Source organism: Sphingobium sp. SA2, assembly GCF_032227065.1.
GTDB lineage: Bacteria > Pseudomonadota > Alphaproteobacteria > Sphingomonadales > Sphingomonadaceae > Sphingobium.
In genome coordinates this window covers 2,517,657-2,533,391 of record NZ_JAPMXX010000006.1, presented here as the reverse complement: position 1 = coordinate 2,533,391, position 15,735 = coordinate 2,517,657, and the positions used below count along the sequence as shown (strand labels likewise).

The window sequence follows — 15,735 nt, the reverse complement described above, 5'->3', positions numbered from 1 at the left end:
TTTTTAGATGCTCAAATAGACTTTACGCGGCGCAACGGCTGTTGCCCACGAAACGTCGCGCGCCTTGCCATAGCCCAAGCGCGCTGTCAAAAGCCGGGCGCATTTTTTCCCGCCAGACCAGACTGGACGAACCGTGACCGCTGCCGCCGAACTGCCCCGCCCGATGACATTCACCGCCGCATCCGCCCTGTCGGGCAGCGTGACCGTGCCGGGGGACAAGAGCATTTCGCACCGATCGCTGATGCTTTCGGCGCTGGCCGTGGGCGAAAGCCGGGTCGAAGGTCTGCTGGAGGGCGAGGATGTGCTGGCGACCGCCGCCGCCATGCGGGCGATGGGCGCGGACATTCAGCGCGACGCCGATGGCATATGGCATATTCATGGCGTCGGCGTTGGCGGACTGCTCCAGCCAGAGGGCGCGCTCGACATGGGCAATAGCGGCACGTCCACGCGCCTGCTGATGGGCCTGCTCGCCAGCCATGATCTGACCGCGACCTTCATCGGCGATGCCTCGCTCAGCAAACGCCCCATGGCGCGGGTCACCGACCCACTGGCGCAGATGGGTGCCAGCTTCACCACCAGCCCCGGCGGCCGGTTGCCGCTCACCATGCGCGGCGCCTGCCCCGCCGTGCCGCTCGACTATCGCCTGCCCGTCGCTTCGGCGCAGGTGAAATCGGCGATCCTGCTCGCTGGCCTCAACACGCCGGGCATCACCCGCGTCGTCGAGCCGATCCCGACCCGTGACCATAGCGAACGGATGCTGCGCGGCTTCGGCGCGGACCTGACGGTCGAAGTGGAAGCCGACGGCACTCGCATCATCACGCTGGTCGGCGAAGCGGAATTGCAGCCGCAGCAGATTATCGTTCCCGGCGATCCCTCCTCCGCCGCCTTCCCGATGGTCGCCGCGCTGCTGGTGCCGGGGTCGAACGTGACGATCGCCAATGTCGGCCTCAACGCCACGCGCGCTGGCCTCATCGACCTGCTGCGCGAAATGGGCGGCTCCATCGAGGTCATCAACGCCCGCGAAGTCGGTGGCGAACCTGTGGGCGACCTGATCGTCACGGCGTCAGCCCTCAAAGGTGTCGAGCCAGACCCGGCGCGCGCGCCGAGCATGATTGACGAATATCCCGTCGCCTTCGTCGCCGCTGCGCTCGCACAGGGACGCAGCGTCTTTCGCGGATTGGACGAACTCCGCGTCAAGGAATCGAACCGCATCGCCACCATGGCAGCGGGCCTCCGCGCGATCGGCGTGACGGTCGAGGAACTGGAAGATGGCCTCATCATCGAGGGCAGCGGCGGCGCGCCGCTCAAGGGCGGCGGTCCGATCGCTACCAAGCTCGACCATCGCATCGCCATGAGCTTCGCCGTTGCAGGCCTGATCTCGCGCGATGGCGTGACCGTCGACGACATGCGCCCGGTCGCCACCAGCTTCCCGACCTTCACCGCTCTGCTCCAAACGCTGGGTGCCATGGCATGACCTTCGACTGGGCCAATATCATCGGCTTGGCGGGCAGCGCCATGATGGTCGTCGCCTATGCCTACAGCAACATCGCCAAGCAGATGAACTTTGTCTTTTTCAATCTGTTGAACCTTATGGGTTCGCTGCTGCTCATCTGGTCGCTGACCGTGCATTTCAACCTGGCGTCGATGGCGCTGGAAATCGTCTGGACCCTCATCGCCCTGCTGGGCATCGTCAAAGCCATGAAAAGAAAATCCGCATGATCATCGCCGTCGACGGCCCCGCCGCATCCGGCAAGGGCACCATCGCCAAAGCCCTTGGTCGCCATTATGGTCTGCCCGTTCTCGACACCGGCCTGCTCTATCGCGCAGTCGGCCTTGCCGTGCTGAAAGCAGGTGGCGACCCCGACATCGAATCGGACGCGCTCGCGGCTTGCTCGTTTGGCGACGAAACCCTGGCCGACCCGGCGCTGCGCAGCGAAGCGGTCGGAAGCCTCGCCTCGCGCGTTTCCGTGCATCAGGCGGTGCGCGACGCCCTCGTCAAGCGCCAGCGCGACTTCGCGACCCAACCGGGCGGCGCGATCCTCGACGGGCGCGACATCGGCACCGTCATCGCGCCCGATGCCCATGCCAAGCTGTTCGTCACCGCCAGCGTCCATGTCCGCGCGCAACGCCGCTATCAGGATGCCCTGTCGCATGGGGGCCATCCTGACATGGACAGTCTGATCGCCGACATCCAGGCGCGCGACACCCGCGACATGAGCCGCGACCATGCGCCGCTCAAAGTCGCCGATGGTGCGGACTTGCTAGACACCAGCGATTTGTCTATAGACGCGGCCGTCCGCCAGGCGATTGCGCTTGTGGACGCCCAGCTTGAAGGTCGCTCCAGAAGCTGACCCGTCAAGGCGTGCGGTATTCCGTACGCCCTTTTCGCTTTTCTCGTCTGCGCGTCCGCAAACGCTTTTGCGGTAACGGATGTCCCGGCCGCATGCGGCGTTCGGGACAGTTTGGCCAAAGACCATCGGATACAACCGGTTGGCCAGCAATGATGAGTGAAGGACTAACCATGGCCTCTACGGCATTCCCCACGCGCGACGATTTCGCCGCGCTTCTCAATGATTCCCTCGGTGGCGAGGACGGCGGCTTCGAAGGTCGCGTCGTCAAGGGCACCGTTACCGCCATCGAAAACGACCTGGCCGTCATCGACGTAGGTCTGAAGTCCGAAGGCCGCGTGCCGCTGCGCGAATTCGCGATGCCGGGCCAGAAGGCTGACATCAAGGTCGGCGACGAAGTCGAAGTCTATGTCGATCGCGTCGAAAACGCTCATGGCGAAGCCATGCTGTCGCGTGACCGCGCCCGCCGCGAAGCCGCCTGGGACAAGCTGGAAGCCGAGTTCACCGAGAGCGCCCGCGTGGAAGGCGTCATCTTCGGCCGCGTCAAGGGTGGCTTCACCGTCGATCTCGACGGCGCCGTGGCCTTCCTGCCTGGTTCGCAGGTCGACATTCGCCCCGTGCGCGACGTCACCCCGCTGATGGACATTCCGCAGCCTTTCCAGATCCTCAAGATGGATCGCCGTCGCGGCAACATCGTTGTGTCGCGCCGCGCCATTCTGGAAGAGACCCGCGCCGAACAGCGCAGCGGCCTCATCCAGACGCTGGCCGAAGGTCAGATCATCGAAGGCGTCGTCAAGAACATCACCGACTATGGTGCGTTCGTTGACCTGGGCGGCATCGATGGCCTGCTGCACGTCACCGACCTGTCGTACAAGCGCATCAATCACCCCAATGAGATGATCAACATCGGCGACACCGTGAAGGTGCAGATCATCCGCATCAACCGCGACACGCAGCGCATCTCGCTCGGCATGAAGCAGCTTGAGAGCGATCCATGGGAAGGCGCATCGGCCAAGTACCCCGTCGGCGCCAAGCTGTCGGGCCGTGTCACGAACATCACCGAATATGGTGCGTTCGTCGAGCTGGAAGCCGGCATCGAAGGCTTGGTCCATGTGTCCGAAATGTCCTGGACCAAGAAGAACGTCCACCCCGGCAAGATCGTTTCGACCAGCCAGGAAGTCGAAGTTCTGGTCCTCGAAGTCGATCCCGAAAAGCGCCGCATCTCGCTGGGTCTCAAGCAGGCGCAGAGCAATCCTTGGGACAGCTTTGCCGAACGTCATCCGATCGGTTCGACCGTCGAAGGCGAAGTCAAGAATGCGACCGAGTTCGGCCTGTTCATCGGCCTGGACGGCGACGTCGACGGCATGGTCCACATGTCCGACATCGCGTGGGGCATTTCGGGCGAAGACGCGCTGGCACTGCACCGCAAGGGCGAGGCTGTTCAGGCTGTCGTTCTCGACATCGATGTCGAGAAGGAGCGCATCAGCCTCGGCATGAAGCAGCTTGAGCGTGGTGGTCCGGCCGCTGGCGGCACGACCGCTGCTGCTGCTGGCCTCAACAAGAATGCGATCGTCACCGTGACCGTTCTTGAAGTCCGCGACGGCGGCCTGGAAGTCCAGGCTGGCGACGATGGTGCCACCGGCTTCATCAAGCGCAGCGACCTTGGCCGTGACCGTGACGAGCAGCGTTCGGAACGTTTCCAGATCGGCCAGAAGTTCGACGCCATGATCACCGGCTTCGACCGTGCCAAGAAGCCGACCTTCTCGATCAAGGCGATGCAGATCGCCGAAGAGAAGCAGGCTGTTGCACAGTATGGTTCGTCCGACAGCGGCGCGTCGCTGGGCGACATTCTGGGCGAAGCGCTCAAGGCCAAGACCGAAGGCTAAGTCCTTTCGTTAAAGTCGACTAATTAGAGAAGCCCGCCGGGATCATCATCCCGGCGGGCTTTTCATATCCTTTCCGTATCGAAACAATCCCCGACCTGCGCGATTGTCAACGCCCTGTAAAAGCCCTATGATTAGGCAGGGAAAAATCAGGGGGCTCTGGAAATTCGATGATCCGTTCGGAATTGATCCAGAAACTGGCTGACGAAAATCCGGGCCTGACGCTCCCGGAAGTCGAGCGAATCGTCGATCTCTTTTTCAAGGAGATTGTCGATCGACTGGCTTCGGGCGGTCGCGTCGAACTGCGCGGCTTTGGTGCCTTCACCACCCGCGCCCGCGACGCACGAACTGGACGCAACCCGCGCACCGGCGAACAAGTGCCCGTCAGCGCGAAGCGCGTTCCCTATTTCAAACCCGGCAAGGAAATGCGTGAACGGCTGAATGCCGATCATGAGGATTGACGATTACGTCGCCCGGCGCTGACCATCAAATCGCGCTTGGCTCTGCCGATCCTCCCGACTATAGCCAGCCTTGGTAATGCGGGCGTGGCGAAATCGGTAGACGCAACGGACTTAGATCATTGAGTGCGCACAGGGAAATCTGTGACGTAGAACTGCTCAAATTCGGGGAAACCTTTAACATGGCAATCCCGAGCCAAGCCTGAAAGTTCGCTTTCAGGAAGGTGTAGAGACTAGACGGGCAGCACCTGCACCCCGGCCTGCCGGGATATGGTGAAGGGATAGTCCAGACCACAAACGCCCCTCCGGGCGGCGGCGAAAGCCGTAGCGGGTAAGAAAATCCGTCGGGCTTTGCCCATGGGGGTTCAAGTCCCCCCGCCCGTACCAACCGCCTCTCCCACGCGATAGAAATTCCAGGTTCGATACACAGAACCGTCATCAGCGCATACTAAAGGCGCGGTCATAGCATAATATCGACCAAGCCTTTGGGGACCATCATGAAATTTCTGGCCGGTAGCGCGATGATCGCGCTGCAATTCTCTGCGTGCGCATTCGTGGTGGCGCAAGACAATATGCCCGCTGCATCCGATATCGACAGTGGCGACTCCATCATCGTGACTGGAACGCGTGATGCCAAGCGGACGAAGTTCGATACGCTGGCGCCCATTGACGTGCTCTCGTCAAAGTCCATCGATAATAGTATTTCCAACGATCTGTCCGATACTTTGGCGCAACTCCTGCCATCGTTCAACGTCCAGCGTTTGCCCGCCGCCGACGGTCAGGCTTTTGTCCGCCCCGCGACACTCCGTGGCCTCTCGGCCGATCAGACGCTGGTGCTGGTGAACGGCAAGCGCTATCACCGTTCCGCTCTGCTGGGCAGCCGCGGCGCGCAGTCCGCCGACCTTGCAACCATCCCCAATCTGGCGATCAAGCGCATCGAAGTGCTGCGCGACGGCGCATCCGCCCAATATGGGTCGGACGCCATCGCCGGTGTCGTCAACATCATTCTGGACGATCAGCCAGGCATGGAAGCCTTCGGCCAATATTCGCAATATTATGAGGGCGATGGCACCAATTACCAGACTGGCGCTCAAGGCGGGCTGGCCTTGGGTGATCGCGGCAGCATCGTCTTCACCGGCGAATTTTCGAAATCGGACGCTACCTCCCGCACCCGCCAGCGTCCCGACGCCATTGCGTTCCAGGCCGCCAATCCAACGCTGACCGTGCCCGACCCGGTTCAGCGCTGGGGCCAGCCCGACCTGCGCTCCGTCCGCGGGGCGATCAACGCCCATTATGACTTTTCCGACGCTGTCACCGCCTATGCCTTCGGCACGGTCGGTAATGGTGAAGGCGTGACCGATTTCAATTGGCGCAACCCGGTCGGCACCGCCAACGTCTATAATCCCAGCACGGCCTTCCCCGGTTTCAGCTTCAACAGCGTCTATCCCGTCGGTTTCACCCCGCGCTTCGCCACGCAATATGATGATTACCAGGCCGATGGCGGCCTGCGCGGCGCGATCAGCGATCAGTTCACCTATGACGTGAGCGCCTCGTCCGGCCGGAGCAGAATCAACTATAGCATGTCCGAATCGCTGAACGCTTCGTTGGGACCGCTTAGCCCAACGAGCTTCTATCTCGGCCGTTTGCGCCAAAGCGAATTCAACCTGAACGCCGATTTCGTCTATCGCCTGCCCTTGGGACTAGCCGAACCTGCCAACATCGCATTCGGCGCGGAACGCCGCAAGGAAACCTACGGCATCCGTCCCGGTGACCCAGCCTCCTACGCCATCGGGCCAGGTGCGGCTACCGGCCTTGCCCCCAACAGCAACGGCTTCCCTGGCTTCAATCCGCTAAGTTCAGGTGAATGGTCGCAGACCAGCTATGCCGGCTATCTGGACCTGGAAGTCCACCCGGTCGAGGCGCTGACGCTCGGCGCAGCGGGCCGCTATGAGGATTTCTCGGCCTTTGGCGACACGTTCAACTACAAGCTCTCGGCGCGCCTGGAGCCGGTCAAGGGCGTCGCGGTACGCGGCACCTATTCCACCGGCTTCCGCGCGCCGACCCCGGCGCAGCTCAACGCCGTCAACACCACCCAGGGTCTCGACACGCGAACGCTCCAGATTTTCAACACGGGCCGCCTGTCCCCCAATGACCCGATCGCCATCGCGCTCGGTGCCCAGCCACTCACCCCGGAAAAGTCGCGCACCATCACCGCTGGCCTGACGTTCCAGTCCGCGTTCGGCCTGAGCGGCAGCATCGATCTCTATCAGATCAAGCTGCGCGACCGGTTCGGCCAGTCACGCTCCTTCACCGTGCCCGCCACCCTGCCCAATCCGCAGCGGTTCACCGCCGTCACCTATTTCACCAACGACTTCGACACCCGCACCCGCGGCATCGATGTCGTGCTGGCCTATGCCCAGCAAGTGGGACCGGGCAAGGCAGACCTCAGCCTCGCCTATAATTACAACCAGACCAAGGTGACGAGTGGCACCTCCGCCGCGATTGCCAACGAAACCCAGCGGATCATCTTCGAAGAACGGTTGCCCAAACATAATGGCACGGCGTCGCTCGGCTATACGATCGGCCGGTTCGGGTTGCAGGCGCGCGCCCGCTATTATGGGAAATGGACCGACGTCAGCGGCAATGCGACCGGCGACATCTTCCAGCGTTTCGGTGCCATGACGCTGTTCGACCTGTCGGCCAGCGCGCAACTGACCGACAACATCACCGTCCGGGCGGGTGCGGAAAATATCTTCGACACCTATCCGGACGAAGCCACCAACCAGGCAGTGCGCGGCCTCATCTACTCGCGCAATGCCCCCTTCGACACCGATGGCGGCCAATATTATGTTCGCTTGGGCGTAACCTTCTGATCGGATAGCATGCCCCGATGGATATCAGTCGCAGGCAGATGATGATGGCAACGGCGGCAGCCCCGCTGGCAGGACGGATCGACGCCGCCTTGCCAGCGGCGGTGGCCGCCCGGCCCGATGACGAAAGCCATTGGGCCAAGATCGCAGTGCATTATGATGTGGTGCCTGACATCATCCAGCTAGAAAACGGCAATTGGGGCATGATGGCCCGCCCTGTGCTGGAAGCCTATGAAGCCAAGGTCCGGCAGGTCAATCGCGCCACCAGCTATTATGCCAGGCGCGGCCTGACGCCCGACCTGATCGCCGTGCGCGATCGCGTCGCGGCCAAGATGCAGGTCGATCCTGCCGAAATCGCCTTCACCCGCAATGCGACCGAAGCGCTCAAAAGCCTGATCGGCGGTTATAATCGGCTGCGGCCTGGCGATGCCGTACTTTATGCCGATCTGGATTATGACAGCATGCAGGCCTGTTTCGAATCCTTGAAACAGAGCCGCAATGTCGATGTCCTCCGCATCGACCTGCCCGAACCGGCGACGCATCAGGGGTTGATCGACAGCTATGAGCAGGCGCTCAAGGCCAATCCCCGCGTTCGGCTCATCCTGCTGACCCATCTCAGCCATCGCACTGGCCTCGTCATCCCGGTGCGGGAGATCGTCGCCATGGCCCGCGCGCGGGGCGTCGATGCCATCGTTGACGCGGCACACAGCTGGGGCCAGATCGACTTTTCACTGCCTGACCTTGATGCCGATTTCATCGGCTTCAACCTCCATAAATGGTGGGGCGCCCCGCTTGGCGTTGGCGTCCTCTACATCCGCAAGGCCAAGATCGACCTGATCGATCCCGACATCGGCAATGCGCCCCCTTTCGCGGCCAACGCCTATGCGCGCGTCCACACCGGCACCGTGGATTTCGCGGCGCAACTCACCGTGCCTGCCGCCCTCGATTTTCAGGACGCAATTGGCGGTCCCGCTCGCGCCGCCCGGTTGCAGTATTTGCGCGATCGCTGGGCCGAAACCCTACGGGGTACGTCCGGGCTGGAAATTTTGACGCCCGCCGACCCGCGCCTGCACGGTGGAATAACCTCTTTCCGCTACACCGGCCACACGAGCGCCAGCGCCAATGCCGCGATCGCCAAACGCCTGCTCGACGAGCATCGCATCTTCTCCGTGCAGCGCAACGGCCCAGCGCGCGGTGCCTGCGTGCGCATAACCCCCGCCCTGTTCAACAGCGCCGACGACATCGATGCCCTGGTCCGCGCGCTCCGGTCGATCGGCGCATCGCTTTAATCCCGACGCAAAGTCGACCATTACCAAATGCTCCGAGAGCCGGAGGTCCGTCCTTACGTTACCTGCGCGCGTATCGTGCTGGCGGAGTAGACTTCCACCCCTTGCCAGGCATCGGCCTCAAAGCGGACCCGGATCTTCGACTGCCCCCGCGCCGTGTCGGCGGGCAGCGCATAAGTCTGGACATTGCGGGCGGACGTTACCGCGCCTGTCAGCCGTTCGCGCGCCAACTGCTTGCCATCCACCAGGATGCGGAAATCCTTGTCGCGCTGGCCACCGCTATAGGTGATTTGCAGCGCCAGCGGCCCAGGTGCGACCGCCAGGTCGAACTCGAAAAAGCCCTTGTTCACGATCCGGCTGCGGTCGGCGACGTGCGAAACCGCCTCCGATCCGCCACTGTCGGCAAAGCCGTGATCGACCTCCGGCTGTTGTTCGCCCAGGCGGATGACGTCGATCGTGCGCGCGGCCAGGTCCGCCCGCGCCTTGGCTGTGCTCTCCCACGCCACCCGTTCGGTCTGCCATTCGGCAGTATCGAAGCGGCGGAAATAGACGGCCGTGCGGTTGTCATGCTGCGCAAAGAAGGGCCGTAACGTCAGGTCACCGGGCTTTCCCTGTTCGCCCAAACGATATTGGTGCAGGCCGCCCGCCGTCACCAGGGCCGGCACGCTCTGGTCGGTGACGAGGGCAGGGTCCACGCCCTCCCACGACCGTTCGCGCGGCCCCATGTCGCCCGCCAGCACCAAGGGGCCACTCAGGAAAGCAATCAGCTTGGCATCGTCGGGCATCGCTTCGACCCGCACGGACATGGGCAGCGACAATATAATCTGGTCACCCGCCTTCAAGCCCGTCAGCATCAGATAGCCGTCTTCGCGGACCCCCGCCGTCTTGCCATTCACCTGCAACACAGGGGTAGCGCACCAGCCGGGCACGCGCAGCGCCAGCTTTTTCGGTGCTTTCGTCACCGCGATCCGCACCTTGTCGTCCAGCGGAAAGGCGGTATCCATGTCGAGTTGCGCGTCGGGCGCATTCAACGTCGAAGCATAATAGAGGTTGATCGCGATCGCGTCGTCGCGCTTCCAATAGATGCTCTCGCCATGTTTGGAATGGCTTTCCATGCCCGACCCGACGCAGCACCAGAAATCCTCGGTCGGGTTCGAATGGACGCGCGCCATCCCCGATGCCAAGCCCGTGAAATAGGTGAACATGCCCGTCTTGGGGTCTTGCTGGCTCATGATGTGATTGAGGTGCGACCGCTCGTAGAAATCGAAATAGCGCGCGTCGCCGTTCCACCCGTACAAATGCCGTGTCAGGCGCAGCATATTATAGCTGTTGCACGCCTCGCACGTCTGCTGGTCAAGCCGCTGGGCCAGTTGCCGCGGCAGGCCAAAATGCTCATGATCCGAATTACCGCCGATGACATAGCTGTGATCGTTGGTGACGGTGGCCCAGAAGAACTGCGCAACCTTCGCCTGGTCGGCATTGCCGGTCAGCTCATGCAGCCGCGCTTCGCCGACGATCTTGGGGATCTGCGTATTGGCATGCTTGCCCGCCAGTTCGTCGCGCCCGGCCAGGAGCGGGTCGACAATCGCATGATGCCGCATCCGTTCGGACAGGGTCAGCCAGCGGCGATTGCCCGTGCGCTTATACAATTCGGCATAGGATTCGGTCAGCCCGCCATGCTCGGTGCGGAGAATATCCTGCACCTGGGCATCGCTTAGTCCTTCCACGATCGTACCGAGATAATCGCCAAGGCCGATCGCCACGGACAGGCCATCCTTGATCCCCGCATGGTGATGCGCATCCAGCGCACCGGCGATGACCTTATGATAGGTGTAAAGCGGCACCCATCCTTCGTTCAGGCTGAACCCGGTCGATCGGATGTCGCTCTTGCGCAGTTCCTCATAGACGATCTTGCCATCGACCGTCTTGCCGTCGCGCTCGACCGTAGTGCCGCCCGCATAGCCGTCGCCCTGCTTCGCCTGGATCGCCTTGAGTTCGCGCACGATATAGGCAGCGCGGTCGCGAAACGGCGCATCGCCCGTCTGCGCATAGATCAACGACAGCGCGCTCAGATAATGGCCGAGCGAGTGCCCGGCGATGCCGCGCGACTCCCATCCGCCATAAACATCGCCTTTGGTCGGCAGTCCTGCCCCGGCATGGAAATTATGCAGCAACCGGTCGGCATCGAGCGACAGAAGATAGCGCTGCTTCGCCTGTACCGACGTCAGGAAAATCGACGGCTTCAAGCGCACTTGCGACAAGGGAAAGGGCGTCGCCCCGGATGATGCGCCACGCGCCGCCCAGGCAAAGGACGGCATCGTGCCGAGCGCAACCCCTGCCCCCAACATAGCGCGGCGCGTCCAATCCATATCACTCTCCTGATCCAGTCGTTGGGCCGACCCTATCTCCTCTTTTTGTATGAGTAAATGCCATCAAGCCGCGATCATTCTGATGCGGTGCATGGTGATTTGGATGTGGCTATCGATGCTGAGAGTCGCCCACCCCAGCACATGAGCTATCTGTTTCCCTGCGAGCCAACGCCCAATTCAAACTGAGGAATTGCCAAGCTACAGGTCCAATACCGCCCAATCCGCTGAATACGTATGTGGGATGCTGTGCAGGTCGGGCATTGCAGGACTAATATCCTTTCAGACCCGCGAAAGCGGCAAGAAGCGCCGTCACAGGCGTCTTGGGGAGGGTGTTTCTGTAATGCACACTATATATGGTTCTGTTCTGCGCGCGGCTTTGATGGCGGGCGTTTCGCTTTCCGTAACGTCGATCGCATCCGCGCAAACGAACGATACGGCCGCCGCCGCCGACCAACCCGTCGATGCCATCGTCGTCACCGGCATCCGCGCATCGCTGGCCTCCGCCGCCAAGATGAAGCGCGATTCGGTGCTGATCGTCGATTCCATCACGGCCGAAGATGTCGGCAAGCTGCCCGACGTGTCGATCGCGGACTCGCTCGCCCGCCTGCCGGGTGTCACCGCCCAGCGTCTCGAAGGGCGCGACCAGCGCCTGTCGATCCGTGGCCTTGGCCCCGACTTTTCCACCACCCTGCTCAACGGGCGCGAACAGGTGACCGTCGGCGACAATCGCGGCGTGGAATATGATCAATATCCGTCCGAATTCTTCCAGAACGTCAATGTCTACAAAAGTTCCGACGCAGCCCTGATCGCGGCCGGCATTTCCGGCACGGTCGACCTGCGGATGCTCCGCCCGCTCGACAAGAATGACCGCATCATCGCCGTTGCCCTGCGTGGCCAGATGAACGGCCTCGACAAGCTGAACCCGGATGGCGAACGCTATGGCTATCGCGCGTCGGCCACTTATGTCGATCAATATGCCGACGATACGCTGGGCCTTGCCATCGGCTTTTCCGCCTCGCACACCCCGTCGCAAAATGAGCGCTTCAACGCCTGGGGCTATCCGACTGATGCCGACAACAACCTGATCATCGGCGGCGCCAAACCCTATGTCCAATCCAACCTGTTGAAGCGCTATGGCGCCGTCGCCACGCTGGAATGGCAGCCGAGCGACAATTTCCATTCGACCTTCGACGTCCTCTATTCGCATTTTGAGGAAGAACAGCGCCTGCGCGGCATCGAATTTCCGCTGGTCTGGGGCACCAATGTCGGCGTCAGCGATGTGACGGTGGAAGATGGCTTCGTCACCGGCGCGACCTTCAGCAACGTCTATGGCGTGCAGCGCAATGATTATAACAAGCGCACCGCCGACACCATCTCGCTGGGCTGGAACAACCAGTTTCGCCTGAACGACAGGCTTTACTTGAACGTCGATGCCAGCTGGTCGCGCGCCAAGCGCACCGACTTCCTGCTCGAAACCTATTCGGGCACCGGCTATCTGCGGTCGGGCGTGCCCGACACGGTGCGCGTCGATCGCCAGTCCAACGGCCTGTTTCAGATCGTGCCGACCATCGACTATACCGACACCAGCATCATCAGCCTGACCGATCCCAATGGCTGGGGTTATAATGGCACGACCGCCGTGGTGCAGGCGGGCTTCCTGAACCAGCCCAAATTCATCGACGATCTACGCTCGTTCCGCACGAACCTGACGGGCGAGATTGAAGGCAGCATCTTCAGCAACTGGGAAGTCGGCGGCAATTACAGCCGTCGCAAGAAAACCAGTGCCTTCACCAGCTATTTCCTGTGTCCGACGGGCGGCACTGATTGCACCATCGCGGGCGGCACCCCCGGTTCAGCCCCCGTTCCCAGCGAAGCGCTGCTCGGCTCCAACGTCTCGCTCGGCTATCTGGGCGTTCCGGCGATGTTGACGCTTGATCTGCTCTATCTCTACAATAATGTCCTCGACGCGGTATATGATAACCGCCCGCAATCGCTCGTGCGCGATAACTTCGTGAAGGAAGATGTGTTCACGGGCTATGCCAAGATGACGATGGACGGCGAACTGGGCGGCAAGCCGCTCAAGGGCGCGTTCGGCGCGCAGGTGATCCATTCCAGGCAGCGCTCGGTCGGCACTATTTCCAGCTTCGCCAATGGCGTGGTTACGGTGGTGCCTGCTTCGGGCAAGACCAGCTATACCGACTTCCTGCCGAGCGCGCAGATGTCGGTCGAGCTGGAACCCGGTTTCTTCATCAAACTGGGCGCCGCGCAGGCCATGGTCCGCCCGCGCCTCGACCAGGAGCGGGTGAACCAGGAATTCAGCTTCGATCCCTCGAAAATCGGCCTGGGTTCCGACCCGTTCAACAGCCCGTTCAGCTCAAACGGCGGCAACACCAATTTGCGTCCCTATCAATCGACCAATATCGACCTATCGGTGGAACGCTATTTCCGCAATGGCGGCTATGTCTCGCTGTCGGGCTATTTCAAGAATCTGACGGATTTCGTCGATCCCAACAACAATATCGCTTATGACTTCTCGTCGCTTCTGCCCGCCTTGCCTGCGGATATTCGCAACGAAATCATCGCCAATGGCGGCGCCATCGGCTTGTTGAAGGCACCCGCCAACAACGGCAAAGGCACGATCATCGGCGCGGAAGCCACCGCATCGCTGCCCTTCAAGCTGTTCACCGAGACCCTTGATGGTTTCGGCCTCTTCGCCAGCGGCTCCTACACCCACAGCGAAGTCAAATATGGCAGCAATCCCGGCGCGACCGTGACCCTGCCAGGCCTGTCCAAATGGGTCGCCAGCGGCACCGCCTATTTTGAACGCAGCGGCTTCCAGGCACGAGTCAGCTATCGCTACCGCTCATCCTTCCTGGGCGAAGTCGCTGGCCTGTCGGCAGCCCCCACCTTCCGCACGGCCAAGGCGGAAGGCATATTGGACGCACAGATCGGCTATGAATTTCAGTCGGGTCCGCTCACCGGCCTGTCGATCCTGCTCCAGGGCAAGAACCTGACCGACCAGCCCTTCGTCACCTACCAGAATGACGATCCGCGCCAGGTCATCGACTATCAACGCTATGGCCGCGATTATTATCTGGGCCTCACCTACAAATTCTAGAGCGTGATGACTTTACTCAGAACCGTTCGTCCTGAGTAGCCCCTTCGACTGCCTGCCAAGGCAGGCGCTCAGGACAGGCATTGAGCGAAGTCGAAATGGCGTATCGAAGGATATAAGCGCAGCCGACCCTTCGATACGGGCCTTCGACAAGCTCAGCCCCTACTCAGGGCGAACGGAGTGATGCGACTTAAAGTCATCATGCTCTAACGCTTCTCAAATCCTCCCCGGCAGGCGAGGATAACACTCTGATCTGCCTGACTGCACGCAGGCAGTGCCGGGACCGCCGCTTCTTTCAGGAGAGGGCGGTCCCTTTTTTTGAAACATTGCCGATTTCCACCGTTCGGGCTGCGGGACCGTGTGAAACGCGATCAGGCGGTCATCCGGCTGACCAACCGTGGCGCCAACAGCGTCGGCGTCACCGGCTTGCCCTTGATCTGGGCGATCAGCGCATCGACCAGCACTTCGCCCGCAAGCAGATAATCCTGCGCAACCGTGGTCAGTGGCGGGCGCGTCAGGCTGACCGCGGGAATATCGTCGAAACCGATCATCGCCACATCGTTCGGCACCGTCATCCCCGCCTCCTCCAGCGCGCGCATCGCGCCGATCGCGATCAGGTCCGACCCGGCGAAAATAGCATCGAACGGAATGCCGCGCGCGATCAGGCGGCGCGCCGCCTCATGGCCGGAATGTTCGATCGACAGGGCATCGACATGCAGCCCCGGATCGACCGGCAGGCCGGCCTCCACCATCGCTTCGGTCAGCCCCGCATAGCGATCGCGAAATTCGGGATAGCGGTTGGACGCATCGCCCAGAAAGGCAATCGAGCGGCGTCCGCGTTCGATCAGGTGCCGACCCGCATCGCGCCCACCCTGCCGATTGTCGCAACCGATGGTCATGCCCAACGCATGGTCATCGACCGAACCCCAGCGGACGAAATGCGTCCCCTGTGCCACCAGCTGTTCCAGCCGAACGCGATAAATCTCGTAATTGCCATAGCCGAGCAGGATGATGCCGTCGGCCTTGCGGCTATCTTCATAATCGACATGCCAGTCGGTCGATAATTGCTGAAAGGATGTCAGCAGGTCATAGCCCCGCTTGGCGCAGGTTTGCAGGATCGGCCCCAGCATCGACAGGAAGAAGGGATTGATCCAGCTTTCGTCGGGCAGCAGATCCTCGAAGAACAGCAGCGCCAGCGTATTGCTCTTTCCCCGGCGCAGCGATGATGCATTTTTGTCCACCGCATAGTTGAGCTGGCGGGCGATCGCCTCGATCCGCTTGCGCGTCCCCTCGCTGACCGTGGGGTCGCCGCGCAGCGCGCGCGATACGGTCGGCTGGGAAACACCGGCCAATGTCGCGATGTCGAACGACGTGATTTTCTCATTGACGGCCATTGCCTGATCCTA

The 15,735-nt window shown here is 61.8% G+C and carries 10 protein-coding genes; 8 read left to right on the top strand and 2 right to left on the bottom strand.

The window, feature by feature from the left end; all coding sequences use genetic code 11:
* Positions 1 to 163 precede the first annotated feature (163 nt).
* From aroA to OVY48_RS19900, 7 genes are all read left to right on the top strand, one after another.
* Positions 164 to 1,474 (top strand): 3-phosphoshikimate 1-carboxyvinyltransferase, encoded by a 1,311-nt coding sequence (aroA, locus tag OVY48_RS19930; RefSeq protein ID WP_409593719.1) that lies wholly within the window; start codon positions 164 to 166, stop codon positions 1,472 to 1,474.
* Entirely contained in the window at positions 1,471 to 1,719 is a 249-nt protein-coding gene (locus OVY48_RS19925; protein ID WP_313924174.1) for a CBU_0592 family membrane protein, read from the top strand. Before aroA ends, OVY48_RS19925 begins: the two co-directional genes overlap by 4 nt.
* Positions 1,716 to 2,351, top strand: a complete 636-nt coding sequence (gene cmk / locus OVY48_RS19920; RefSeq protein ID WP_313924173.1) for a (d)CMP kinase — start codon at positions 1,716 to 1,718, stop codon at positions 2,349 to 2,351. The genes OVY48_RS19925 and cmk overlap by 4 nt, the downstream gene beginning before the upstream one ends.
* Before the next feature lie 170 nt (positions 2,352 to 2,521).
* Positions 2,522 to 4,234, top strand: coding sequence for a 30S ribosomal protein S1 (rpsA, locus tag OVY48_RS19915; protein ID WP_037480069.1), 1,713 nt, complete (start codon positions 2,522 to 2,524; stop codon positions 4,232 to 4,234).
* Positions 4,235 to 4,401: 167 nt separating this feature from the next.
* Positions 4,402 to 4,692, top strand: a complete 291-nt coding sequence (locus OVY48_RS19910; RefSeq protein ID WP_037480067.1) for an integration host factor subunit beta — start codon at positions 4,402 to 4,404, stop codon at positions 4,690 to 4,692.
* Between the two features lie 494 nt (positions 4,693 to 5,186).
* Positions 5,187 to 7,562: a TonB-dependent receptor gene (locus tag OVY48_RS19905; RefSeq protein WP_313924172.1), complete on the top strand. Its 2,376-nt coding sequence runs from the start codon at positions 5,187 to 5,189 to the stop codon at positions 7,560 to 7,562.
* 17 nt (positions 7,563 to 7,579) lie between these two features.
* On the top strand, positions 7,580 to 8,848 hold the full coding sequence (locus tag OVY48_RS19900; protein WP_313924171.1) for an aminotransferase class V-fold PLP-dependent enzyme: 1,269 nt from the start codon (positions 7,580 to 7,582) through the stop codon (positions 8,846 to 8,848).
* A 53-nt stretch (positions 8,849 to 8,901) separates the two neighbouring features.
* Here the strand turns inward: OVY48_RS19900 and OVY48_RS19895 are convergent, their stop codons facing one another.
* Positions 8,902 to 11,214, bottom strand: a complete 2,313-nt coding sequence (locus OVY48_RS19895; protein ID WP_313924170.1) for a glycoside hydrolase family 127 protein — start codon at positions 11,212 to 11,214, stop codon at positions 8,902 to 8,904.
* Between the two features lie 340 nt (positions 11,215 to 11,554).
* Between OVY48_RS19895 and OVY48_RS19890 the strand changes: the two genes are divergently transcribed.
* The gene (locus tag OVY48_RS19890; protein ID WP_313924169.1) at positions 11,555 to 14,332 is read left to right on the top strand and encodes a TonB-dependent receptor; all 2,778 of its coding nucleotides are present in this window, start codon (positions 11,555 to 11,557) and stop codon (positions 14,330 to 14,332) included.
* Positions 14,333 to 14,700: 368 nt separating this feature from the next.
* Here the strand turns inward: OVY48_RS19890 and OVY48_RS19885 are convergent, their stop codons facing one another.
* Positions 14,701 to 15,723 (bottom strand): LacI family DNA-binding transcriptional regulator, encoded by a 1,023-nt coding sequence (locus tag OVY48_RS19885; protein ID WP_069066739.1) that lies wholly within the window; start codon positions 15,721 to 15,723, stop codon positions 14,701 to 14,703.
* Positions 15,724 to 15,735 lie beyond the last annotated feature (12 nt).